Source organism: Kaistella haifensis DSM 19056, assembly GCF_000735695.2.
Classification (GTDB): domain Bacteria; phylum Bacteroidota; class Bacteroidia; order Flavobacteriales; family Weeksellaceae; genus Kaistella; species Kaistella haifensis.
Genome location: NZ_JASZ02000013.1, coordinates 22,298 through 44,542, shown reverse-complemented (window position 1 = coordinate 44,542; position 22,245 = coordinate 22,298). Strand labels below are relative to the sequence as shown.

Genomic DNA, 22,245 nt, shown 5'->3' with positions numbered 1-22,245 from the left:
TTTATTTTTACTTTTTATTGATTTCAGATTATTTATTTGCTTTAAAATAATTCATCAAACCATTGGTAGAAGAATCATGAGAGCTTACCAGCTCTTCATTTTTAAGTTCCGAAAGTACTTTCCCGGCTAAAACTTTTCCTAATTCTACACCAAATTGATCGAAACTGAATATATTCCAAATTACACCTTGTACAAAAATTTTATGCTCGTAAAGCGCAATTAATTCTCCTAAGGAAAAAGGAGTTAATTCATTGAATAACAATGAGTTTGTTGGAGTATTTCCGTGGAAGATTTTATAATTAATCAAATGTTGATATTCTTCTTCTTTTTTACCTTGATTTTCAAATTCTGCAATTACTTCGGCTTCAGTTTTACCAAAAGCTAAGGCTTCAGTCTGTGCAAAAAAGTTTGCCAATAGTTTTTCCTGATGATCAGAAATAGGATTGCAAGATTTCACATAAGCAATAAAATCCGCCGGAATCAGTTCCGTGCCTTGGTGAATCAATTGGTAAAACGCGTGCTGACCATTAGTTCCCGGTTCTCCCCAAATAATTGGACCGGTTTTGTAATCTACAAATTCACCATTTCTGTCAACGCATTTTCCGTTACTTTCCATGTCACCTTGTTGCAGATAAGCGGGAAAACGATCCAAATATTGCGAGTAAGGCAAGATGGCATAAGTTGCGGCATTAAAAAAATTTCGATACCAAATTCCCAATAGTGCCATTAAAACAGGAACGTTTTCCTTGAAATCTGCGGTTCGAAAGTGGATATCCGCTTCATGTGCGCCTTTTAGTAATTGTTCGAAATTTTCGTACCCTACCGCAAGCACAATGCTTAAACCGATTGCGCTCCAAAGTGAAAATCTTCCGCCAACCCAATCCCAGAATTCAAAAATGTTTTCTTCTGCAATTCCAAAGCTTTTAACGGACTGAATATTAGTTGATAAAGCTACAAAATGTTTGGCTACATCTTCTTGTTTTCCGGATTTTAAGAACCAGTTTTTCGCTGTTTCCGCGTTGGTCATTGTTTCCTGAGTGGTAAAAGTCTTCGATGCGATGATGAAAAGAGTGGTTTCTGGATTGAGGTTTTTCACCACTTCGGCGATATGATTTCCATCGACATTCGACACGAAATGTACATTTAATCGAGTTTTATAATGTTTTAAAGCAGAACAAACCATCGCTGGACCCAGATCCGATCCACCAATTCCGATATTCACCACGTCGGTAATTTCTTTTCCTGAATACCCTTTGTGTTCTCCCGAAATTACTTTTTCGGAAAAGGTTTTCATTTGATGTAGCACTTTTTCAATTCCGGGTTTTATGTTTTGTCCGTCTACAAGAATTTCTTTTCCTGAAAAATCTCTCAATGCCGTATGCAAAACAGCTCTTCCCTCGGTTTCGTTGATTTTGTCCCCGGAAAACATTTTTTCGATTGCAGACTTCAGTTCGGTTTCTTCGGCTAATTTTACTAATAATTCGAAAGTTTCATCATTAATAAGATTTTTTGAAAAATCAAATAGATAATTCGGACGAACTCTCGAAAATTGGTTGAAACGCTCCGGATTGTTTTGAAAAAGCGAACGCAGATCAAAATCGGTGTTAGCAAAATGCTGGTTTAATGCTATCCATGCGGAAGTTTGAGTCGGATTTATTTTTGGTAACATATATTTTTAATGAAATAAGGAATTTAAACGCCACAAATTTACGGAAAAATAAAAACCTCCGGAAAATCCGGAGGCGAAGTTTGTCGATTAAGCTAAATTTAATACTAATTAAAAATGGTTTTTAATTTTACAGCATCCGCATGTCATGGAAAATTTGTCGAGCCCTGCATTGACGAACATTAATGAGAAAAGCAAAAATAATTTAAGTCTTATAATTTCCTTAATTAAGCTATTAATTGAAAAATAAGATTACTTAATTATCGATTTCTATTGAAATTATTTTTCAATTGCAAGGTCGATTACTTCACTCATGCGGTTTACGTAATTGATTTTAAGAGTTTTTAGATAATCTTTTTTAATTTCTTCAACATCTTTTCTATTCGCTTCACACAAGATAATTTCGGTGATTCCGGCTCTTGCTGCAGCGAGTAATTTTTCTTTAATGCCGCCAACTGGAAGCACTTTCCCGCGAAGTGTAATTTCGCCGGTCATCGCAAGATGAGATTTTACTTTTTTGTTCTTAAAGCTTGAAACAATAGAAGTAAGCATTGCAATTCCTGCAGAGGGACCATCTTTTGGTGTTGCGCCTTCCGGAACGTGAACGTGGATGTTTTTCTTCTGAATATCTTCTGAAGAAATGCCCAATTCATCATGCTTTGCTTTGATGTATTCCAGCGCGATGGTTGCGGATTCTTTCATCACCGTTCCTAGATTTCCTGTCATTGAGAGATTTCCTTTTCCTTCGCTCAAGATGCTTTCAATGAAAAGGATGTCTCCACCAACTTGCGTCCATGCTAAACCTATTACCACACCGGGAACTCCGGTGATTTCTGATAAACTTTTTGGTCTTGGAACCCCCAAAATTTCATCAATTTTGCTGATGGTGATTTTTGGATCGTACACATTTTCTAAAGCGGTTTGCAAAGCTACCCATCTTGCTACCGAAGCGATCTGTTTTTCCAAACCACGCACGCCACTTTCCGAGGTGTGTGCATCTATAATATGTTTCAGTTCGGGATTTCCGAGTTTGAAAGATTTTGTATCAAGCCCGTTTTCTGCTTGTTGTTTTTTAATTAAATGTCTTTTGGCGATTTCTACCTTTTCTTCTAAAGTGTAACCAGCAATCTGAATAATTTCCATTCTGTCCAACAAAGGTCGCTGAATGGTAGAAAGTGAGTTTGCGGTCGCAATAAACATTACTTTAGAAAGATCGTAACCCAGTTCTAGGAAATTATCATAGAAAGAATTATTCTGTTCCGGATCGAGAACTTCTAGTAAAGCGGAACTCGGATCTCCGTGAATTCCCTGTCCGATTTTATCGATTTCATCTAAAACGATCACCGGATTGGAGGTTCCTGCTTTTTTTATTGATTGTAAAATTCTACCTGCCATCGCACCGATATAGGTTTTTCGGTGTCCGCGAATTTCGGATTCATCGTGCAAACCGCCTAAAGAAACTCTCACATACTTTCTGCCAAGTGCGTCTGCAACAGATTTTCCGAGGGAAGTTTTACCAACTCCCGGAGGTCCAACCAAACATAAAATTGGCGATTTCATATTGTTTTTGAGTTTTAGGACCGCCATGTGTTCTAAAATTCTTTTTTTAATGTCTTCTAATCCAAAATGTGCTTTATCGAGAACTTTTTCGGCTTTACTAATATCGAAAATGTCTTTCGAATAAGATTCCCACGGAAGTTCGGTGAAAAAATCGAGGTAATTTCGCTGAACATTATAGTCTGGTGAATTTGGATTTTGTCGCTGAAGTCGGCTGATTTCTTTTTGGAAATGGTTTTCTACTTCTTCGTTCCATGATATTTTTTTTGCCTTTTGCAAAAGTTCTTCAATATCGGATTCTGGGCCGCCGCCAAGCTCTTCCTGAATGGCGCGCATTTGCTGGTTCAGGAAATATTCTCTCTGGCTTTTGTCGAGTTCGCGATTTGTTTTTTGATGAATTTGATTGCGCAATTCCAGTTTTCGGAAATCATTATGCATCAGTTCATAACATTTCTCGGCTCTGTTCATCAGGTTTTTTTCTTCCAGAAGTTTTTGTTTTTCTGCTGAAGAAAAATTTGCATTGGTACAAATAAAGTTCAGCAGATCTTCATTGTCGCTCATATTTTTGATCGCGAAATTTGCTGCATTTGGAATATTTGGATCCAAATCGACAATTTTTAACGCTAAATCTTTGATGTTTTCTATAAGCGCAGCATATTCTTCTGGTTTTTTAGAATTAACCTCTTTTAGTTTGGAAATTTCCGCTTTAAAATAAGGTTTGGATTCGGTGAATTTTTTAACGGTAAATCTTTGGAAACCCCGAGTAATCGCCGTAACGTTTCCTTCCGGTAGTTTAATAATTTTGATGATCTTTGCTAAAGTACCGGTTTTATAGAGGTCATCCTCAGTGGGATCTTCTATGCTCGAATTGTTTTGGCTCAAGATTCCAATATATTCGTTGTTCTTCTGTGCTTCTTCGAGAAGTTTGATCGACTTTTCGCGGCCCGCCGTAATCGGGATGACTACTTTCGGGAACATTACCATATTTCTAACCGGTAAAATCGGAAAAATCTTCTGTTCCGAATTTTCGGAAAGATCAACATCATTATCCATATTGATTTCTTCAGCGACAATGCTGAAACCTTCATCCATTATTTCATCAAAATTGAAATCTTCAAATTCTTTCATAATATTATAGAATGACAAAATGTCATGTTAATTAAAATGTATTAATAAGCAAATTGAAAGTTTTGCTCTGTAACTCCCTAAAATAATTAGGCGCATCTAATTTCACAAGCATTGTGCCATTAGATAATTTAGCCAAAATTTCCATTTCTGGTAAAAATTATTTTTAAAAGGATTAATTTTTTTCTTAATCTGTTAAAAATGTGTATTTTCGCACACTGATAAAAATTATATAAATAAAATGGCAGTTTTAGGACAGATTAGAAACAGACCTTGGCTTTTGATGGGAATTATCGCATTGGCGATGTTGGCTTTCGTAGTAAACCCGGATAGTTTAGAGAAACTGTTTGGTGCGAATCCAGGTGTTTTAGGGAAAGTGAATGGCGAAGAAATTTCAAAAGAAGATTTTGATGATCAGCTTTTCATATTGCAACAGCAAGCTCAGCAACAAGGTCAACCAACTTCTGGTTTAGAAGAACAAGCATGGCAAATGTTGGTGCAATCCAAATTAATCAAACAACAATTTGAGAAAATGGGGCTTACGCTAACAGAAGAGATGTTCTGGAATCAATTGCAATATGATCCTATGTTTGCCCAAAATCCTGAAAATTTTGATGCTAAAGGCAATTTCAAAAGTCAGGAAATAAAGAAGCAAATTGAAGAGCTGAAAAACAGCGGAAATGTTGAGATGTACAACAATTGGTTGAAAACCAGAAAAGCTATTGAGTATAGAATGATGGCTAGACAACTTTTTGCGAACGTTTCAACCGGTATTACCGTAAGTAAAAAAGAAGCGGAAGAAATGATGAAGCAGAGAGATCAACTTGCTAATATCGATTATGTAAAAATTGATTATAACGCTTATGCGCAGAAAAATCCTATAAAAGTTTCTACTAAAGATTTGGAGGATTATATCAAGGCTCACCCGATCATGTTCAAAAGAGATGCGAGCAGAAATCTAGGAGTTGTATATTTCCCTGCAGCAGCAAGTGCGACTGACGATGCAGCAACTTTAGCTGAAATTACCAAACTTTATTCGCAAGGAAGCGACGTGAGCGGAGGAAAAGAAAATTTCCAAAATACAGCAAACGATTCCATGTTTGTTGCGTTAAATTCGGATATGCCTTTTAATCCACAATATTTTTCAGCGAACCAACTTCCTTCAGGAATTAAAGATAAAGTAGCAGCAGCAAGTCCTGGAACTACTTTCGGACCTTATAAAGAGCAAAATTTCTATGTTGTTTCTAAATTATTAGATAAGAAAACTTCAGATTCTACACTATCAAAACATATTTTGATTGCTTACAAAGGAGCGGAACGTTCTACAGCAACAAGAACTCAGGCAGAAGCGAAAAAAATTGCAGAAGACTTGTTGGCACAAATCAAAGCAAATCCGGCAAAATTTGCGGAAGGTTTAAAACTTTCTGACGAACCAAATGCTGTTGAAAGAAACGGAAGCGTAGGTTGGACAACTCCTGAAACTCCTTTCGCACCGGGATATTTAAATTTCCTAGCTTCTAACGCAAAAGGAACTACCGGTATTGCGGAAACGCCTTTCGGTTATCACATCATCAATATCGAAGATAAAAAATCTGGAGCGATGACCTATAAAGTTGCCAACCTTGTGAAAGCAATTAAAGCATCTGACAAAACAGAAAACGAAGTTTATACGAAAGCAACCAAATTCATTCAGCAGGTGCAAGGGAAATCCTTCAACGATTTTGCGAATATTGCAAAGAAAAATAATTACCAATTTTTCAATCCGAAAGAAGTTGGCCGTTTCCAAGGGCAATTACCAGGTTTAGGAACCGATAAAGATGAAGAAATCATCGCTTGGGCTTTCGATAAAAAACGTGAAAAAGGAGATACAGACATTTTCACAGTGGATGGAACCGGCGACCGAGTTATTGTTTATTTGAACGGCGTACAAGATGCAGGAACAGCTGATGCAGAAGCGGTAAGGGAACAAATCGAACCAATTGTGATGAATAAATTGATCGCAAAACATATTTCAGATAAAATTGCCGCAGCGAAAGCAACTTCATTAGATCAAATCGCGAAATTGTTCTCTACAGGAAAACAATCTGCACAAGTGAATTTGCTAAGCCCGCAACTTGCTGGAGCAATGGAACCTAAAGTAGCTGGAGCAGCATTCGGAGTGGCAAAAGGAAAACTTTCGAACCCTGTGGAAGGAGCAACCGGAGTTTATGTTTTGGTGAAAAAATCTGAAACGATCAACAAGCAACCCGGAGATGCAAAGCAGATTGCGCAGTCTATTGCAAGCCAAAATGCACAACAATTTGGGCAAGCATTGCTGAAAAGCCTTCAGGATAATGCCAAAATTAAAGATTATAGAATCGAAGTTTATAACAAGGCAGCACAACAATAAGCTCCTTACTAGCAATAAAATCAAAAGCGACTCTCTAAGGTCGCTTTTGGTGTCTTTAAACCAAGGCACAAAAATTGCGTTTCAGTAAAATGTATTATATTTGTTCATTAAAAAAATAAATCAGAGTGAAGTACTCAAAAGAAATAAAAGCAGGATTAATCGCACTTTTAGCGATCGTAGGGTTTGTCATTTTATTCCAATTTATGAAAGGCAAAAGTCTATTTACTACCGATAATATATTTTACGCAAAATTCGACAATGTTGAAGGATTGGAGGCTTCTAATCCTGTTTCAATCAACGGTTTAAAGGTAGGGCAAGTTGATGAGATTGTTCCAGTGACTGAGAAAGATGGTAAAATCCACTTTGTCGTGAAGGTTACGGTGGATGATGAATTTATATTTTCCAAAAAATCAACCCTTGAAATCTTCGAACCAGGGCTAATGTCTGGCAAGCAAATGCGTGTCAATCTTGCTTACGGAAATCCGATGGCAAAAGATGGCGATACTTTGGCTGGAGCTTTCACCCTTTCGATGATGAATAATATTTCCTCGCAAGTGGGTCCGGTGAAAGATCAATTGCAAATTGTTTTGAAGCGTGTAGATTCTCTTGCCAATAATGCAAACCAGATTTTGAATGATCAAAACAAAGCTGAAATTAAAGCTTTATTGCAAAACCTTAACCGAACCGTAGCTTCCTTCGAAGGAACATCTCGACAAACTAATGCGTTGCTCGCTAACAATGATCCGCGTGTTCAGCAAGTTCTCGATAATGCAAATTTAGCAACGATTAGCGCAAGAACTGCGATTGATAAATACGGAAGAGTGGCAGAACAAGTTGATGTGCAAAAGCTTAATAATACAATTGATAAACTCAGTCTTACTGCAGATAAATTAAATGGTGTTATTTCCGGCATACAGAATGGTGAAGGATCGCTTGGAAAATTGACGAAAGATGAAGAACTTTACAGAAATCTAAATGAATCTTCGCAAAACCTAAATAAACTGATTCTTGATTTAAAAGAAAACCCAAAGAGATACCTCAATTTCTCTGTATTTGGGAAAAACAGTTCCAACTAAAGACTAAAAACCTCTCAATATGCAATATATTGACAATATCATTTTCTTGATCGCCCTTATCGCAGGTTTTGGACTTTTTTTTAAAAGTTTAAAAGAAATTTATCGTAACATCAAACTCGGAAGAGCCATCGATCGAACCGATCATCCGTCCGAAAGATGGAAAACCATGGGAAAAGTAGCGCTCGGACAGAGCAAAATGACCAAACGTCCGATAGCCGGATTTTTGCACATTTTGGTTTATGTGGGTTTTGTGATCATTAATATTGAATTATTAGAAATTATTGTTGATGGAATTTTCGGTACCCACCGTTTTCTTTCAGGGATTTTAGGACATTCTTTGTATGCTGCTTTTACTGCGACTTTGGACGTTTTAGCACTTTTGGTGGTTTTTGCGGTCGTGGTATTTTTTATCCGTAGAAATTTCTATGGAGTGAAAAGACTCAACATGAAAGAACTTTTCGGTTGGCCAAAAATTGATGCAAACTGGATTTTAATTATCGAATTTGCATTGATGATGGCTTTCTTTACAATGAATGCCGCAGATTGGGTTCTTCAGCAAAGAGGCGTTCTTGCCGAACACGGAAGTTTCCCGATTTCGTCCAATATTTTAGCTCCAATTTTCAATAATTTTAGCGATAATACCTTAATTTTTATCGAAAGAGCCGCTTGGTGGTTTCATTTCCTGGGAATTCTTTTCTTTATGAATTACCTCTATTATTCGAAACATTTGCATATTATTCTTGCATTTCCAAACACATGGTTTGCGAATTTACAGCCGAAAGGAAAATTCAATAATCTGGATTCGGTTACCAAAGAAATTAAACTGATGATGGATCCCAACGCTGATCCTTACGCAGCTCCTGCAGATGCAGATCCGAACGCAGTTCCTGATAAATTCGGTGCCAATGATATTTTCGATTTGAATCAGGTTCAGTTGTTGAATGCTTATTCTTGCACAGAGTGCGGAAGATGTACGGCGGTTTGTCCGGCGAATATTACAGGCAAAAAACTTTCACCACGAAAAATTATGATGGACACCCGCGACAGAATTGAAGAAGTGGGTAAAAACATTAATAAAAACGGAAAATTTGTCGATGATGGCAAAAAGTTACTCGACGATTATATTTCAAGAGAGGAACTTTGGGCATGTACCACTTGTAACGCTTGTGTGGAGGCCTGTCCGGTGTTAATTGATCCGTTGTCTATTATTTTTGAAATGCGCAGATTCCTGGTGATGGAGCAGTCTTCAGCGCCACAGGAATTAAATCTGATGATGACCAATATTGAAAACAATGCTGCACCGTGGCAGTACAACCAAGCTGATCGACTAAAATGGGCAACCGAAAACTAAGTTCTAAAACATTTGAAAATCGGATAAATTTAAAATTGCTCCTTACTAATTACTTATAAAAACATGGATTTCACAATAAAAACAATGGCAGAATATGCTGCCGAAGGGAAAGCACCGGAAGTTTTATTTTTCGTTGGTTGCGCAGGAAGTTTTGATGATAGAGCGAAGAAAATTACCAAAGCATTCTGCAAAATTTTGCACAAAGTAGGAGTGGAATTTGCGGTTCTTGGTCAAGAAGAATCGTGCAATGGTGATCCCGCAAAACGAGCTGGAAACGAATTCATTTTTCAGATGATGGCATTAACCAATATCGAAATTATGAATGCTTATGAGGTGAAAAGAATCGTAACCTCTTGTCCGCATTGTTTCAATATTATTAAAAATGAATATCCAGGTTTAGGCGGAAAATACGAAGTAATGCATCACACCCAATTCCTGAAAAAATTGATGGAAGAAGGCCGATTGAAAATAGAAGGAGGTAGCTTTAAAGGCAAAAAAATCACTTTCCACGATCCGTGTTATCTCGGAAGAGGGAATGATGAATATGAAGCGCCAAGAATGCTTCTAGAAAAATTAGATGCGGAATTAGTAGAAATGAAACGTTGCAAATCCAACGGACTTTGCTGTGGAGCCGGTGGTGCACAAATGTTCAAAGAACCTGAAAAAGGTAACAAAGACATCAACATAGAAAGAACGGAAGAAGCTTTAGCAGAAACTCCAAATATCATCGCTACCGGTTGTCCTTTCTGCAACACCATGATGACTGATGGAGTGAAACATTTCAATAAAAACAATGAAGTCGCCGTAAAAGATATCGTAGAACTTCTTGCGGAAGCGGAGGATTTGTAATATTGAGGGCTTTAAAATATTTATTTAAAAAATTTTAAGGAAATTATAAAACTCAAACGTGAACATAAAGTACATTATATCTTGTCTGTTTCTTTTTGTACTTGGTGTTTTAACTGTTTCTTGTTACCAAAATAGAGTTTACGATTGGGATATGCCCGGTTATTTGGGAAGTATTTATACTTGGGAATATCCCAAAAATCCAGAATATGTTCATGAGCTGGTTTATAGCACAATAAAAAAAGAAGCGTCTCCCAGAGAGTATCATGATATAATTGCTTATAATGAAGCCAACCAGGTTTTTGTGAAGAATTTTAAGGCTTTTGGAGAGCAATTGCCTTATTATCAAATCAAAATAGGATACAACGCGTTTGTTTATGTTCTCTATAAATTAGGAGTTTCGGGGCCACATGCGGTACTTTTACTCAATATATTTTCTTACTTCTTTTGTGGAGTTCTGCTTTTTTATTTATTTAAATATTTCTTTCCGAACAATCATCTTTTAGCGGCATCTTTGAGTTTGTTTTTAATGTGGTTTCCAGCGGTAAGAAGTATGGCGCAGAATCCAACACCGGATATTTTTCTATTGGTTTTCATGCTTTTGTTTGTCATCAATGTTATTCAAAATAAAAATCAGGTCTGGAGATATATAATTTTGCTTTGTTGCGTTCTTATTCGGCCAGATTTTATTTTATTCGCACTAACTTATCTTTTCGCTGTTTTTGTATATGATTATTTGAAAAAAGATAAAAAAATAGGTTTTCATCTTATTTTACAAGGCTTTTCATTAATGTTGATTTACCTTTTTATCATAAAATTTTATCATTATCCGGGTTGGAAAGATGTGTTTTATGATACTTTCATCCACCGAAGACCAATTATTTCTGCTCAAAAAGCAGATTTTACTTTCGTAGAATATCGGGATTTCATTATTTTGAAATTCATCAATTTTAAAAAAGTTACCCTCCTTTCACTTTTTCTATTAGGAGCAACATTTTATATTTCAAAAGATTCATGGATAAGAATTTTGGCTTCCTTGTTTTTTGTAAACATTTTTATTAAATTTCTATTTTTCCCACAAGGCGGGACTTTAAGGTTTTTCATTGGATTTGTAATGCTTTTATTCATCATTTTCTTATTTGCATTGAGCAAGAAATATGGGAAACACCAAATCAAGAAAATTGCGTAATTTTATACTTTAAAAAATTAAAATGAAAATAGAAGAATCAAATATCGTAGAAACCACTGATTATAGAGTAATAGTATATCCTGCATCACGACCTTTTTCACCTAAGGAAAGCAAAATAATTACCGAAAAATTATACGATTTTCTTGCAACTTGGGCTGCACACGGAAAACCACTTTCTTCATCCTTTAAAATCGAGAAAAATCAATTTATTGTGATTTGTGTTGACGAAGAAAAAGAAGCTGCTTCCGGCTGCAGCATCGATGCTTTAGGAGCTATCATGAGAGAATTGGATTCGGAATTTGAATTGGGATTATTTGATAGAATGAAAGCATGTTTCATCGAAAACGGAGAAACCAAAACCATGAAATTGCAAGATTTCCGAAAAGGTTTGAAAGAAAAAACAATTTCAACCGACATCGAAGTATTCGATTTCTCGAAGAATACTTATGTAGCTTTTCTCAGCGATTTTCTATTGCCTCTCAATAGAAGTTGGGCAGGGATTTATGTTGATTAGTTAGAATTATCATTAAGAATTTTTCAGCGAATCAAATGAAGACTTATGTCAAAAATTTTATTTCTTACTTCTTCGCATCGGTTTGATGATGACAGAATATTTTTTCACCAAGCGAAAGAACTTTTAAAAAATGGCTTTTCGATAAAAATATGCAGCCTAAGTTCTGAATTTTCCGGTGAAATAGAGGGAATTCAAATTGAGTCGTTTTCTATTTTGGAAACATCCATTCAGAACAAAATTCAAGCATTTAAGAAAGTCATTAATTCATTTGATCCGGATCTTATCATTTGCTCAGAACCCATCGCTGTAATTGCTGCGAAGGATTTTGTAAAAAGAAAAAACATTCATTTAGTTTACGATATCACAGAATGGTATCCTTCGATGAGGATGGTAGAAAGATTTTCTTTCCCCATGAAATTTGTTCATGCCATAAAGTTTTTTTTGGTTCAGTTATATGCTGGTTTTTTGAGTTCTCACTATATTTTTGGGGAGGAAACCAAAAAGTTTCCGTTGGCTTATTTATTTCCATTTAAAAAGAAATTGACATCACCGTATTATCCTGATGATGTTTATATCCATCAGAAAATCAATAATTTATCTCCAAATAAAATTACACTTTGCTATACCGGACAATTTTCTGAAGAAAAAGGTATTGGTAATTTCTTTGAAGCAATTGATTGTTTAAGGAAAAAAAAGCCAGAATTAGAGATTAAAATTTTGTTGGTTGGAGGAGCCAGAAAGGAAAAAGACGAGCACTATTTTCAGAAGCTCTTGTCAAAATATCAATTTCAAAACATTGCAATTTCAAAACCGACCTCTTTTGAAAGTTTCACGTCTTCTTATGCTGATGCCGATATTTGTTTTGATTTAAGAAGTTTGAATTTTGAGAATCATCATTGTCTTCCCATCAAGATATTTTATTATGCTGCATCCGGAAAGCCAGTGATTTATACTGATTTGAAGGCCACTAGAATTCACATGGATGTTTCTAAATTTGGGCATTTAGTTGATCCAAAAGATTCAAACGCCATTTCGGATCATATTATAAAATATATAGAAAATCCTGAGATTTATTCTACTCACGCCCATCAAGCAATAGTTGAATATGAGAAAAACTATAACTGGAATGCCATAAAAGACGATTTTGTAGATTTCATAAAAAAAGCGATTAAGTAGCATGAAACATTATGCGGTTTTGAAGACTTTTTTGTCCCGTTTTTTTATTCTGTTACTTAATTTCGGTTTGGTGATTTACAGCACCAATATGTGGGGTAGCGAAGGAAAAGGAGTGATTTCCATTGTTATAGCCGATCTTACCATTATCAGTTTTTTTGCTAACATTTTTGTAGGAAGCAGTATTTCTTATTTTGCACCGAAGTATAAAACAGAAGAAATTCTACCTTTTGCTTACTTATGGTCAATCGTTGTTGGGTTTTTGATTCCGATTATTATTGGATTTTATCATACCATCGAATATTCCAATTATTTAATAGCTCTCAGCGTTTTATCGTCGCTTTTAGCTACAAATATCAATTTATTTGTCGGACAAAAAAATATCCAACTTTTTAATATTTACACTGTTTTACAGCAGGTTTGCCATGTTTTATTCATCATTATTCTTGTTTATCTTGTTAAAATAACCTCTGTTGACGCCTATTTTATAGGTCAAATTATCTGTTTTGGTATTTTATTTTTGGTGAGCACCATGCAGGTTTTGAAAAAATGCACTATTTCACAGATTAAATTTTCCAAAGAAATTCGCAACAAATTATTTGATTATGGCTGGAAATCACAACTAAGCGCGTTTCTTCAGTTTCTCAATTACAGACTTTCGTTTTATTTTCTTGAATTTTTCAAAGGAATTGCCAGTGTGGGTATTTTCTCGGTCGGAATTGCTCTCTCAGAAGCGATTTGGATGGTAAGCAAAAGCTTGTCAATTGTACTTTATGCAGATTTGGTAAATAGCAATAACCACAACGAAGCGATTGAAAAAACAAAAGTCAATTTGAAAATTAGTTTTTTAATTACTTTTTCGTTTTTGGTCATAATTCTTCTCATTCCTGCAGATATTTTTTCGTTTATTTTTGGTAAAGATTTCACTCAAACCAAAGAAATAATGATTCTTCTTTCACCAGGAATTTTGGCGATTGCGGTAAGTAATATTATCGGATATTATTTTGCGGGAATTAATAAGCTGAAAATATTGAATATCAAATCTTTGGTTGGGTTGGTTTTCACAGTTATAGCTTCGTTTTACGCAATTCCAAAATGGGGAGTTCGCGGAGCGTGTCTTGTAACCACGGTTTCTTATTGCCTTTCTTCAGGGCTTTTATTTTGGCGATTTTACCAGATAACCGAGTTTCATGTTAAAGATTTTTTGTTCTCTAAAAATGAAATAAATTTACTTTTAAGCCATTTTTTTAAAACCAAATCTAGCACTAAGCTATCAAAATAATTTACCTTTGCCTTCATGAAAAATCTTTTTTTCTTATTTCTCGTTGCTTTTTTGGCATTTCTTTCTTGTAGAAAAGATGATGTGGAGGTGCAGCAGATCGATCAGATACTTCAGGTTTATATTGATTCGGCAGGTCAAGATATGCTGAATTCCAATTTGAAGGGTGGCTACACGAACATTTCCATGAACGACGTTTATGGAATTACCGATAATGCTCCGGTGAGTTTTAATCAAAAAAAAGATGCTGATACAATAAGCTATATTGAATATGTTGCCGGTTCCCGAAGAGTTCTTGTCGATTCCTCGGCTTCTCAGAAAATTTACGAATCTAAAATCGCTTTAGCAATGACCAAAGTTATCAACGATTCTACCAACTATTCTATTAATGACACGATGATTGTGCACTATAATTCTTCTCCTACGCTTTTTCAGGTGGCAAACGTTTGGTATAATGGGCAACTTAAATTTACCAAAGTACAAGATCAGCCGAACATCGTAAAAATCGTGAAATAATCACTAAATTTGTGCTCAATCGATCACTTGGTCATCGAACCGATTATTAAAATCATAATTATACAATTTTCACTCCGTTATGTTACAGGTTAATTTTTTGCGCGAAAACAAAGAACGCATTTTGCAGGGTTTACAGAAAAGAAATTTCAAACAACTGGACTTGGTTGATGAAGCTATTTCTGCCGATGACGAAAGAAAAAAATTCCAGTTCGAACTCGACCAGAATTTGGCCGAGATGAACAAAATTTCAAAAGAAATTGGAATTCTGATGAAAGATGGAAAAAAAGAAGAAGCAGAGGCAGCTAAATCTAAAACTGCAGAATTTAAAGAAAACTCGCAAAACCTTCAGCAAAATTTAAAAGAAACCGAAGCCCGACTTTTGGAAATTCTTTATCTAATTCCGAATATTCCTTACGAAAAAGTAGTTGCGGGAACTTCCGCTGATGACAACGAAATCATCTACCAATCTCATGATGTAGAAGGTTTGGACGAAGGTGCTATTCCGCACTGGGAATTGGCGAAGAAATATAACTTAATTGATTTTGAACTCGGTGTGAAGATTGCCGGAGCAGGTTTTCCGGTATATTTCGGGAAAGGGGCGAGATTGCAAAGAGCGCTCGTGCAATATTTTCTTGATAAAAACACCGATGCCGGTTATTTGGAAGTGAATCCGCCTCATGTGGTGAATGAAGCTTCTGGTTACGGAACAGGACAACTTCCTGATAAAGAAAGTCAAATGTATTTTGTAAACGAGGATAATCTTTATTTAATACCTACTGCGGAAGTTCCTGTGACCAATTTGTACAGAGATGTTTTGTTGGATGAGAAAGAGTTGCCAATCAAAAACACCGCATTTTCACAATGCTATCGAAGAGAAGCTGGTAGTTATGGGGCCCATGTTCGTGGTTTGAACCGTTTGCACCAATTCGAGAAAGTGGAAATCGTTCGTTTAGAAAAACCTGAAAATTCTTACGCAGCTTTGGAAGAAATGGTTGAACACGTAAAATCTATTTTGACTGATCTAGAGCTACCTTTCAGGATTTTAAGACTTTGTGGCGGAGATATGGGTTTTACTTCAGCGATGACTTACGATTTCGAAGTTTGGAGTGCAGCGCAAGAAAAATGGTTGGAAGTGTCTTCCGTTTCCAATTTCGAAACCTTCCAGGCAAATCGTTTGAAATGTCGTTTCAAAGGCGAAGGAAGAACTCAATTGGTTCATACTCTAAATGGTTCTGCAATGGCTTTGCCAAGAATTATGGCAGCACTTTTGGAAAATAACCAAACAGAAAACGGAATTCGAATTCCAGAGAAAATCGCAGCTTATACTAGATTTGAGTTGATCGACTAAAATTATTTAAACTTTAAAACATAAGAAAACCACCGTGATTGCGGTGGTTTTATTTTTGTGAATTATTATTTTTTCAATTAATAATTAATGGCAACTGTGGTGATTACCTTGTTGGTGATCAATGGAATTGTTGTGAATTACTTGCAATGCTTCTTTTTTTGGTGAAACATACGGAATGCCTATTTCTAATCCGCGAAGGATGAAGTGACCTCCCAAAATGATCATCATTACAGGAACAAATTTTAGTATTTTTATTCTTAATGCAGTTGTCATTAAATTTCCTACAAGAACCACGAAAAACATAAATGGTAAAGTTCCTAACCCGAAAAGCGCCATAAAAACTGAACTTTGCCAAACTCCGCCTGCTGCCAAACTTGCTGTTAGAGCCATGTAAACCATTCCGCAAGGCAATAATCCATTGAGAATACCTGTGGTGAAACGAGATTTGTAATCGGCTTTTTGAAGAAGTTTTCCCAAGTTCATTTTAACGGTAAAAAGGAATTGAGAGAGAAAAGGAATTTTGGAAGCAAAATCTTTTCCGCCAAATGAAAACAGTGCCATTAATATCAATATGACACCAACGATGATAGTTAAATATTGCTGGAATCCTGCCATTTGGAAACCTTGTCCTATTATTCCTAAAACTCCGCCTAACACAGCATAAGTTACGATTCTTCCCAACTGGTAGATAAGATTCTGGAGGTAATAATTGGTGGCTTGTTTTTTGGTCAATCCCATTGAAAGTGCAATAGGACCACACATTCCAATACAGTGGAAACCGGATGCGAATCCTAAACCCAATGCCGAAATGATGAGTGCTATTTCCATTGAACGTCGTAATCGAGTTGATAAGGTTTTTTGTTTTCTTTCCAACTTACTTTCAAGGTGTATGATCCTGCTGAAAGTACTTTCGAAGGAATAGTAAATTGCTTACTTCCGTCCAAAGTAATTTCTTTTTTCACATCAAGATTTCCGTCGTCGGTACGGAAAAGCGTGAAATTCACTTTAGAATCATTAACGCTTACACTTTGTGGAAATACAATTGTAATTCCATTCTTATCTTGGCTATAAGCAGGTTTTTGGCTTAAAGTTTCTGCGTTATTTTTAGCATCAATCACTTGTTGATAGGTGAGTTCATCTTGATAATAATCATCCGAAATAAGTTCGGAATTCTTCATTCCGCTGGAGTAAACGAAGATTAAAAAAAGAATAAATATGATGAAAGAACCGAGCGCTATTGCGACACCGTGCCCCCAATTGAGTTTTTTTAGCATTTTAATTAAAATTGTAATTTAAATGGACCTTCAAAATAGGTTTCGAAGGTATCCAGTAGTTCTCCTTTTTGATCGTAAACCCCTATTTTCACTTTCTGTTTGGAAAGTTTAATTTCCTTTTCCGGGAAACTGATGTTCACTGTTCCTTTGGTTATTTGATCTTTTTTGAGAAGAATTTTATCGGCTGTACTTAATGTTACCGTTCCGTGAGCTGGCTCCATAATTTTTATGGTTACGATCTGGTCTTTATTGGATTTATTAAGGAAGGTGTAGTTGTAGATATTGGTAATCTGTCCGTCTCGCACAAAATACGTAGAACCGGCCGGTTTGATGAATTTGGCCTCCATAGTACCGCGATTACTAAGCAAGAATCCTAAAAAACCAAGCATCAGCAACAAAACAACAGAATAAGCCTTCATTCTTCCGGTAAATTTGAAAGGAACTTCTTTTTCGATTTCATCTTCTGTAGCATATCGAATTAAACCTGGTGGTAAACCTACCTTCACCATTACTTCATCGCAAGCATCAATACAAGCGGTACAGTTTATACACTCGAGTTGTTGTCCGTTTCGGATATCAATGCCGGTTGGACATACTACAACACATTGGTAACAATCGATGCAATCGCCTTTTCCTTGTGCTTTTCGGTCTTCGCCTTTTCTCCATTTCGAACGCTTTTCTCCTCTTTTGAAATCGTAATATACGTTGATGGTTTGCTTATCAATAAGCACCCCTTGTAATCTTCCGTATGGACAAACCAAGGTGCAGACCTGCTCTCTGAACCATGCAAAAGTGAAATAAAAGGCGGCCGTGAAGACAATCATTACCAAAAAGCTGGTAAAATTATTGAAAGCACCTTCTTTAACCATGTTAAAGACTTCTTGATATCCCACAATATACATAAACATCCAATGAGTGATGATTAAGGAAATAATGAGGAATATTGACCATTTCAAGGATCTCTTCCAGATTTTTTCAGAATTCCATTCTTGTCGGTCGAGTTTCATTTGTTTGTTTCGGTCTCCTTCGATTAAATAGTCAATTTTTCTGAAAATCATTTCAAGAAAAATGGTTTGTGGACAGATCCATCCGCAGAAAATTCGCCCGAAAACTACGGTAAACAAAATGATAAAAACAATAGAAGTAATTGCTCCTAACGCTAAAATAAAGAAATCCTGCGGGAAAAACGGTTGCCCGAAAATGAAAAACTGCCGATCAATTACATTGATGAGAAGCACGGGATTGCCATTGATTTTTAAAAAAGGAAGGATAAAAAATACGGCCAATAGGAAATATGCTACTATGGTTCTATAATTAGTATATTTCCCACTAGGTTTTCGAGGAAAAATCCATTTTCTCTTCCCTGCATTATCCATAGTTCCTACCGAATCTCTGAAAGTTTCGGGATCTACTACTTGTCCTTGTCCGCCTCTAAAATTTTGATCTTCTGCCATTGTTATTTATTTTTAAATAAAAAAACATAATCCGTTATTTTATTTTACAAAAATAACGAATTATGTTTTCAAAAGCTATTGTTTTACTCGATTACTTACTTCTCCCAATGGGCAGGTGTACCTTGTGGTGCAGCACCGCCTTCAGCAGGAGTAATAGGTTTTTGTTCTTGGTTAATATGATAAACATAAGCTGCCACATTTTGGATATCAAATCCGGTAAGTACACCATTTTTTCCCCAAGCTTGCATGGTGGGGTTGTTTGGAGAACCATTTTCAACCACATGGAATACGTTTTTAAACAAAGTTTTTTCTGGTTGATTAATCCAAGCATTATCAGTCAGGTTCGGACCAATTCCTCCTTTTCCTCCGTCGCCGTGACAAGAAACGCAGTTGGTTTTGAAAACCTCTGCACCTGCTTCGATATTTTCAGGTGAGTACACCGCATTTTCGATGGTTGGCGGAGGTGTATTTTTTACATATTCAGCGATGCTTGCGGTTTGTGCTTTATACTCTTCGTCATACTCGTTCTCTTGGTGTGCAAAATCCGTGAAAGCGAAAGACACCATGTAAATTGCACAATAGGCAATACCGAACCAGAAAAGGCCGAGCCACCACTTTGGCAATTGGTTATCAAGTTCCATAATTCCGTCGAAGCCATGGTCGATCAGAATGTCTTTTTCTTCAGTTGCAGATTGCTTTTTGAATGCACTATTGTAAAGTGCCTTAAAGTAAGGAACTTTTTTAGATTCTAGATAAGCTTTTTTCTCCTCTTCGGAAAGTGCCTTAAACTTTGCATTTTCAATTAAGTCTCCTATTGAATTATGGATCAGGGCGATAATAGTAGAAATAACTGCTGTGCCCCAAAAATACGGAGAGCTAAGAAAAGACGCATTTTGAACAAACATGTAAAATACAATATATAAAATACAAAGTATTATGAGTATGGTAACGTATACCGGCGTTCTTTGTTTCATTTGTAGATAGTTTAAAAGTTGTTGTCTTCAGTGATATCGTCTTGTAAAGGTGCATTCGCTTCCTCGTCGTAGTGCTTTTTCGGACGAGAAAAAACATAATACACAATCCCTAGAAAGAAGACAAGGAAAAATAACATTGCTATTGTTTGCAAAAAGCCAACGTTTTCACTATTTCCAAGTATTTCTTTTACATTTTGAGGTATCATTGAATGCTTTTTTTAATGATTAGTTAGTACTTGCTGTTTTGATTTCAGTAGTTTTGATATCTGTACCCAATCTTTGCAAATACGCAATCAAAGCGACGATTTCTTTTTTCTCAAGCGGAGTAAAGTTAGCCCCTTCAGCAGCTTTTCTTTGTTCGTAAGCTTCTTTTACGTCGGTTGCTTCCGAGTAAATTTGTTTTACAATATATGCTGCCTGGTTATCGGCCCACTGATCTGCTGAATCGATTTGCGCCTTGGTGTAAGGAACATCAAATGTGTTCTTCATCAATTTGATTTTATCAACCATTTGGCTTCTATCCAAATCATTAGCAATTAACCAAGGATAACGTGGCATGATGGAACCTGCGGATGTTACTCTTGGGTTCAGCATGTGTTTATAGTGCCAAGAACTTGGGTTTTTACCACCTTCTCTATGCAAATCCGGACCTGTTCTTTTAGATCCCCAAAGGAATGGTCTGTCGTAAATAAATTCTCCCGCTTTTGAATATTGTCCGTTTTTACCGTTGAATCTTACAACTTCATCACGGAAAGGTCGAATCATTTGGCTATGACAAGAGTTACAACCTTCTCTAATGTATAAATCTCTACCTTCTAATTCCAACGGAGAATATGGTTTTACTGCTGAAATCGTAGGTACATTATCTTTAATAACTAGCGTCGGTACAATTTCTACAAAGCCACCGATTGCTACTGCTACAAAAGACAATATGGTTAATAACAAAGGAGTTCTCTCTAACCATAGGTGGAAACCTTCTCCTTCTTTTCTCTTCTTGGTTACCTCTGCAAGTGCAGGAGCTTCTGCTGGTACTTCTTTTTGGAAAGAGCCGCTTCTTACCGTAGCGATTACGTTTACTACCATTAAAATAGCTCCGGAAATATAAAGCACACCACCTACAAATCTCATTTGGTAATAAGGGATAATGGCAGTTACGGTATCCAACCAGTTTTTGTAAACCAACGTTCCATCAGGGTTGAATTGTTTCCACATTAATCCTTGTTGGAAACCTGCAATGTACAATGGTACTGCATAGAAAATAATTCCTAAAGTTCCTAACCAAAAATGCCAGTTCGCTAATTTTACAGACCAAAGTTTGGTTCTCCAAAGGATTGGTAACAAATAATAAATCATACCAAAAGTTATGAATCCGTTCCATCCTAACGCTCCAATATGAACGTGACCAATAACCCAGTCGGTATAGTGACCGATTTTGTTTAATGTTTTAGTTGCTAATAATGGACCTTCAAATGTAGCCATACCGTAACAAGTTACTGCTACTACAAAGAATTTAAGAACAGGATTTTCTCTTACTTTATCCCATGCACCTCTCAAAGTAAGGAGACCGTTAAGCATTCCACCCCAAGAAGGAGCGATAAGCATGATAGAGAAACCTGTAGCCAACGCCTGTGCCCAACCTGGTACTGCAGTATATTGCAAGTGGTGAGGACCAGCCCAGATATAAACAAAGATCAAAGACCAGAAGTGAATAATTGATAATTTATAAGAGAATACAGGTCTGTCTGCTGCTTTTGGTAAGAAATAGTACATCAAGCCCAGAATTGGTGTTGTCAAAACAAACGCAACCGCGTTGTGCCCGTACCACCATTGTACCAAAGCGTCTTTTACCCCTGCGTAAGCGGAATAAGATTTCCAACCGCCGAAAGATAATGGCACTTCTAAGTTGTTGAATATGTGCAACATTGCTACTGCAACCCAAGTTCCCAAGTAGAACCAAATGGCAACATATAGGTGACGAACTCTTCTCACAGCAATGGTTCCAATCATATTCACTCCGAAGATAACCCAAACCACAGTGATCAAAATATCGATTGGCCACTCGTGTTCTGCATACTCTTTAGAGGTGTTGATACCCATCAAGAAAGTAATTACCACAGAAACAATCATCAGTTGCCATCCCCAGAAATGAATCCAAGAAAGCGTATCGCTCCACATTCTGGTTTTTAGTAATCGCTGCATAGAATAATAAGCTCCGGCAAAAAAACCATTCGCAACGAATGCAAAAATTACTGCACTGGTGTGTAGCATTCTGATTCGCCCAAAACCAAAGGCTCCTTGGGTGTTGATTAATCCCTGAAGGTTACCACTCTGCAAACTTTTGATGGTAGCATCATCTGTCCCAAAGAAAAACTCAGGAAGTTCCGGGTTGAAAAGCATTAATGCTGCAGTAAGACCCAATAAGAAACCTACAAGTCCGAAAACTATGGTTGCATAAAGGAACGCACGCACAATGCTGTTGTCATAACTAAATTTTTGTGTTTCCATATAAACTAA

General features: G+C 36.4%; 18 protein-coding genes. 10 read left to right on the top strand and 8 right to left on the bottom strand.

All coding sequences use genetic code 11. The annotated features are described in order from the left end of the window. Nucleotides 1-28 precede the first annotated feature (28 nt). Complete coding sequence (gene pgi / locus AP75_RS07655) at nucleotides 29-1,669, bottom strand: glucose-6-phosphate isomerase (protein WP_088264112.1); 1,641 nt, start codon at nucleotides 1,667-1,669, stop codon at nucleotides 29-31. A 276-nt stretch (nucleotides 1,670-1,945) separates the two neighbouring features. After that, on the bottom strand, nucleotides 1,946-4,351 hold the full coding sequence (gene lon / locus AP75_RS07650) for an endopeptidase La (protein WP_031501276.1): 2,406 nt from the start codon (nucleotides 4,349-4,351) through the stop codon (nucleotides 1,946-1,948). Nucleotides 4,352-4,589: 238 nt separating this feature from the next. On the opposite strand from lon, the gene AP75_RS07645 reads away from it, so the two are divergent. The 10 genes from AP75_RS07645 to serS all read left to right on the top strand — a co-directional run bounded on the left by AP75_RS07645 (nucleotide 4,590) and on the right by serS (nucleotide 16,029). Further along, a complete protein-coding gene (locus tag AP75_RS07645; RefSeq protein ID WP_031501275.1) occupies nucleotides 4,590-6,737 on the top strand; it encodes a peptidylprolyl isomerase in 2,148 nt (715 codons plus the stop codon). Between the two features lie 125 nt (nucleotides 6,738-6,862). Continuing rightward, on the top strand, nucleotides 6,863-7,813 hold the full coding sequence (locus tag AP75_RS07640; protein WP_088264110.1) for an MlaD family protein: 951 nt from the start codon (nucleotides 6,863-6,865) through the stop codon (nucleotides 7,811-7,813). Between the two features lie 19 nt (nucleotides 7,814-7,832). Further along, on the top strand, nucleotides 7,833-9,164 hold the full coding sequence (locus AP75_RS07635) for a (Fe-S)-binding protein (protein ID WP_088264108.1): 1,332 nt from the start codon (nucleotides 7,833-7,835) through the stop codon (nucleotides 9,162-9,164). Between the two features lie 63 nt (nucleotides 9,165-9,227). After that, nucleotides 9,228-10,013, top strand: coding sequence for a (Fe-S)-binding protein (locus AP75_RS07630; protein WP_088264106.1), 786 nt, complete (start codon nucleotides 9,228-9,230; stop codon nucleotides 10,011-10,013). 58 nt (nucleotides 10,014-10,071) lie between these two features. Then, nucleotides 10,072-11,199: a hypothetical protein gene (locus tag AP75_RS07625; RefSeq protein ID WP_143755836.1), complete on the top strand. Its 1,128-nt coding sequence runs from the start codon at nucleotides 10,072-10,074 to the stop codon at nucleotides 11,197-11,199. Nucleotides 11,200-11,221: 22 nt separating this feature from the next. Further along, complete coding sequence (locus AP75_RS07620; protein WP_031501309.1) at nucleotides 11,222-11,713, top strand: hypothetical protein; 492 nt, start codon at nucleotides 11,222-11,224, stop codon at nucleotides 11,711-11,713. A gap of 45 nt (nucleotides 11,714-11,758) precedes the next feature. Then, entirely contained in the window at nucleotides 11,759-12,889 is a 1,131-nt protein-coding gene (locus AP75_RS07615; RefSeq protein WP_088264102.1) for a glycosyltransferase, read from the top strand. 1 nt (nucleotide 12,890) lies between these two features. Continuing rightward, complete coding sequence (locus AP75_RS07610; RefSeq protein WP_088264100.1) at nucleotides 12,891-14,168, top strand: MATE family efflux transporter; 1,278 nt, start codon at nucleotides 12,891-12,893, stop codon at nucleotides 14,166-14,168. A 15-nt stretch (nucleotides 14,169-14,183) separates the two neighbouring features. After that, the gene (locus AP75_RS07605) at nucleotides 14,184-14,681 is read left to right on the top strand and encodes a hypothetical protein (protein WP_088264098.1); all 498 of its coding nucleotides are present in this window, start codon (nucleotides 14,184-14,186) and stop codon (nucleotides 14,679-14,681) included. Between the two features lie 79 nt (nucleotides 14,682-14,760). Next, on the top strand, nucleotides 14,761-16,029 hold the full coding sequence (gene serS / locus AP75_RS07600) for a serine--tRNA ligase (protein WP_088264096.1): 1,269 nt from the start codon (nucleotides 14,761-14,763) through the stop codon (nucleotides 16,027-16,029). An 84-nt stretch (nucleotides 16,030-16,113) separates the two neighbouring features. Here the strand turns inward: serS and AP75_RS07595 are convergent, their stop codons facing one another. The 6 genes from AP75_RS07595 to ccoN form a co-directional block, all read right to left on the bottom strand. Next, nucleotides 16,114-16,857 (bottom strand): sulfite exporter TauE/SafE family protein, encoded by a 744-nt coding sequence (locus AP75_RS07595; RefSeq protein ID WP_031501307.1) that lies wholly within the window; start codon nucleotides 16,855-16,857, stop codon nucleotides 16,114-16,116. After that, nucleotides 16,848-17,303: a FixH family protein gene (locus AP75_RS07590; RefSeq protein ID WP_088264094.1), complete on the bottom strand. Its 456-nt coding sequence runs from the start codon at nucleotides 17,301-17,303 to the stop codon at nucleotides 16,848-16,850. The genes AP75_RS07595 and AP75_RS07590 overlap by 10 nt, the downstream gene beginning before the upstream one ends. A gap of 5 nt (nucleotides 17,304-17,308) precedes the next feature. Then, a complete protein-coding gene (gene ccoG / locus AP75_RS07585) occupies nucleotides 17,309-18,757 on the bottom strand; it encodes a cytochrome c oxidase accessory protein CcoG (RefSeq protein ID WP_088264092.1) in 1,449 nt (482 codons plus the stop codon). Nucleotides 18,758-18,852: 95 nt separating this feature from the next. Beyond that, nucleotides 18,853-19,731, bottom strand: coding sequence for a c-type cytochrome (locus tag AP75_RS07580; RefSeq protein ID WP_088264090.1), 879 nt, complete (start codon nucleotides 19,729-19,731; stop codon nucleotides 18,853-18,855). An 11-nt stretch (nucleotides 19,732-19,742) separates the two neighbouring features. Continuing rightward, nucleotides 19,743-19,937: a cbb3-type cytochrome oxidase subunit 3 gene (locus AP75_RS07575; RefSeq protein ID WP_031501305.1), complete on the bottom strand. Its 195-nt coding sequence runs from the start codon at nucleotides 19,935-19,937 to the stop codon at nucleotides 19,743-19,745. Between the two features lie 19 nt (nucleotides 19,938-19,956). After that, nucleotides 19,957-22,236 carry a cytochrome-c oxidase, cbb3-type subunit I gene (ccoN, locus tag AP75_RS07570; protein ID WP_088264089.1) on the bottom strand — a complete coding sequence of 760 codons (2,280 nt, stop codon included), beginning with the start codon at nucleotides 22,234-22,236 and terminating at the stop codon, nucleotides 19,957-19,959. Nucleotides 22,237-22,245: the final 9 nt, after the last annotated feature.

What these genes read in the sequence shown, in the direction of transcription:
- AP75_RS07580 (WP_088264090.1), bottom strand. Translation starts at nt 19,731, where the DNA reads ATGAAACAAAGAACGCCGGTATACGTTACCATACTCATAATACTTTGT.
- AP75_RS07645 (WP_031501275.1), top strand. Translation starts at nt 4,590, where the DNA reads ATGGCAGTTTTAGGACAGATTAGAAACAGACCTTGGCTTTTGATGGGA.
- AP75_RS07630 (WP_088264106.1), top strand. Translation starts at nt 9,228, where the DNA reads ATGGATTTCACAATAAAAACAATGGCAGAATATGCTGCCGAAGGGAAA.
- ccoG (WP_088264092.1), bottom strand. Translation starts at nt 18,757, where the DNA reads ATGGCAGAAGATCAAAATTTTAGAGGCGGACAAGGACAAGTAGTAGAT.
- AP75_RS07605 (WP_088264098.1), top strand. Translation starts at nt 14,184, where the DNA reads ATGAAAAATCTTTTTTTCTTATTTCTCGTTGCTTTTTTGGCATTTCTT.
- AP75_RS07590 (WP_088264094.1), bottom strand. Translation starts at nt 17,303, where the DNA reads ATGCTAAAAAAACTCAATTGGGGGCACGGTGTCGCAATAGCGCTCGGT.
- AP75_RS07595 (WP_031501307.1), bottom strand. Translation starts at nt 16,857, where the DNA reads ATGGAAATAGCACTCATCATTTCGGCATTGGGTTTAGGATTCGCATCC.
- AP75_RS07620 (WP_031501309.1), top strand. Translation starts at nt 11,222, where the DNA reads ATGAAAATAGAAGAATCAAATATCGTAGAAACCACTGATTATAGAGTA.
- ccoN (WP_088264089.1), bottom strand. Translation starts at nt 22,236, where the DNA reads ATGGAAACACAAAAATTTAGTTATGACAACAGCATTGTGCGTGCGTTC.
- lon (WP_031501276.1), bottom strand. Translation starts at nt 4,351, where the DNA reads ATGAAAGAATTTGAAGATTTCAATTTTGATGAAATAATGGATGAAGGT.
- AP75_RS07615 (WP_088264102.1), top strand. Translation starts at nt 11,759, where the DNA reads ATGTCAAAAATTTTATTTCTTACTTCTTCGCATCGGTTTGATGATGAC.
- pgi (WP_088264112.1), bottom strand. Translation starts at nt 1,669, where the DNA reads ATGTTACCAAAAATAAATCCGACTCAAACTTCCGCATGGATAGCATTA.
- AP75_RS07610 (WP_088264100.1), top strand. Translation starts at nt 12,891, where the DNA reads ATGAAACATTATGCGGTTTTGAAGACTTTTTTGTCCCGTTTTTTTATT.
- serS (WP_088264096.1), top strand. Translation starts at nt 14,761, where the DNA reads ATGTTACAGGTTAATTTTTTGCGCGAAAACAAAGAACGCATTTTGCAG.
- AP75_RS07635 (WP_088264108.1), top strand. Translation starts at nt 7,833, where the DNA reads ATGCAATATATTGACAATATCATTTTCTTGATCGCCCTTATCGCAGGT.
- AP75_RS07575 (WP_031501305.1), bottom strand. Translation starts at nt 19,937, where the DNA reads ATGATACCTCAAAATGTAAAAGAAATACTTGGAAATAGTGAAAACGTT.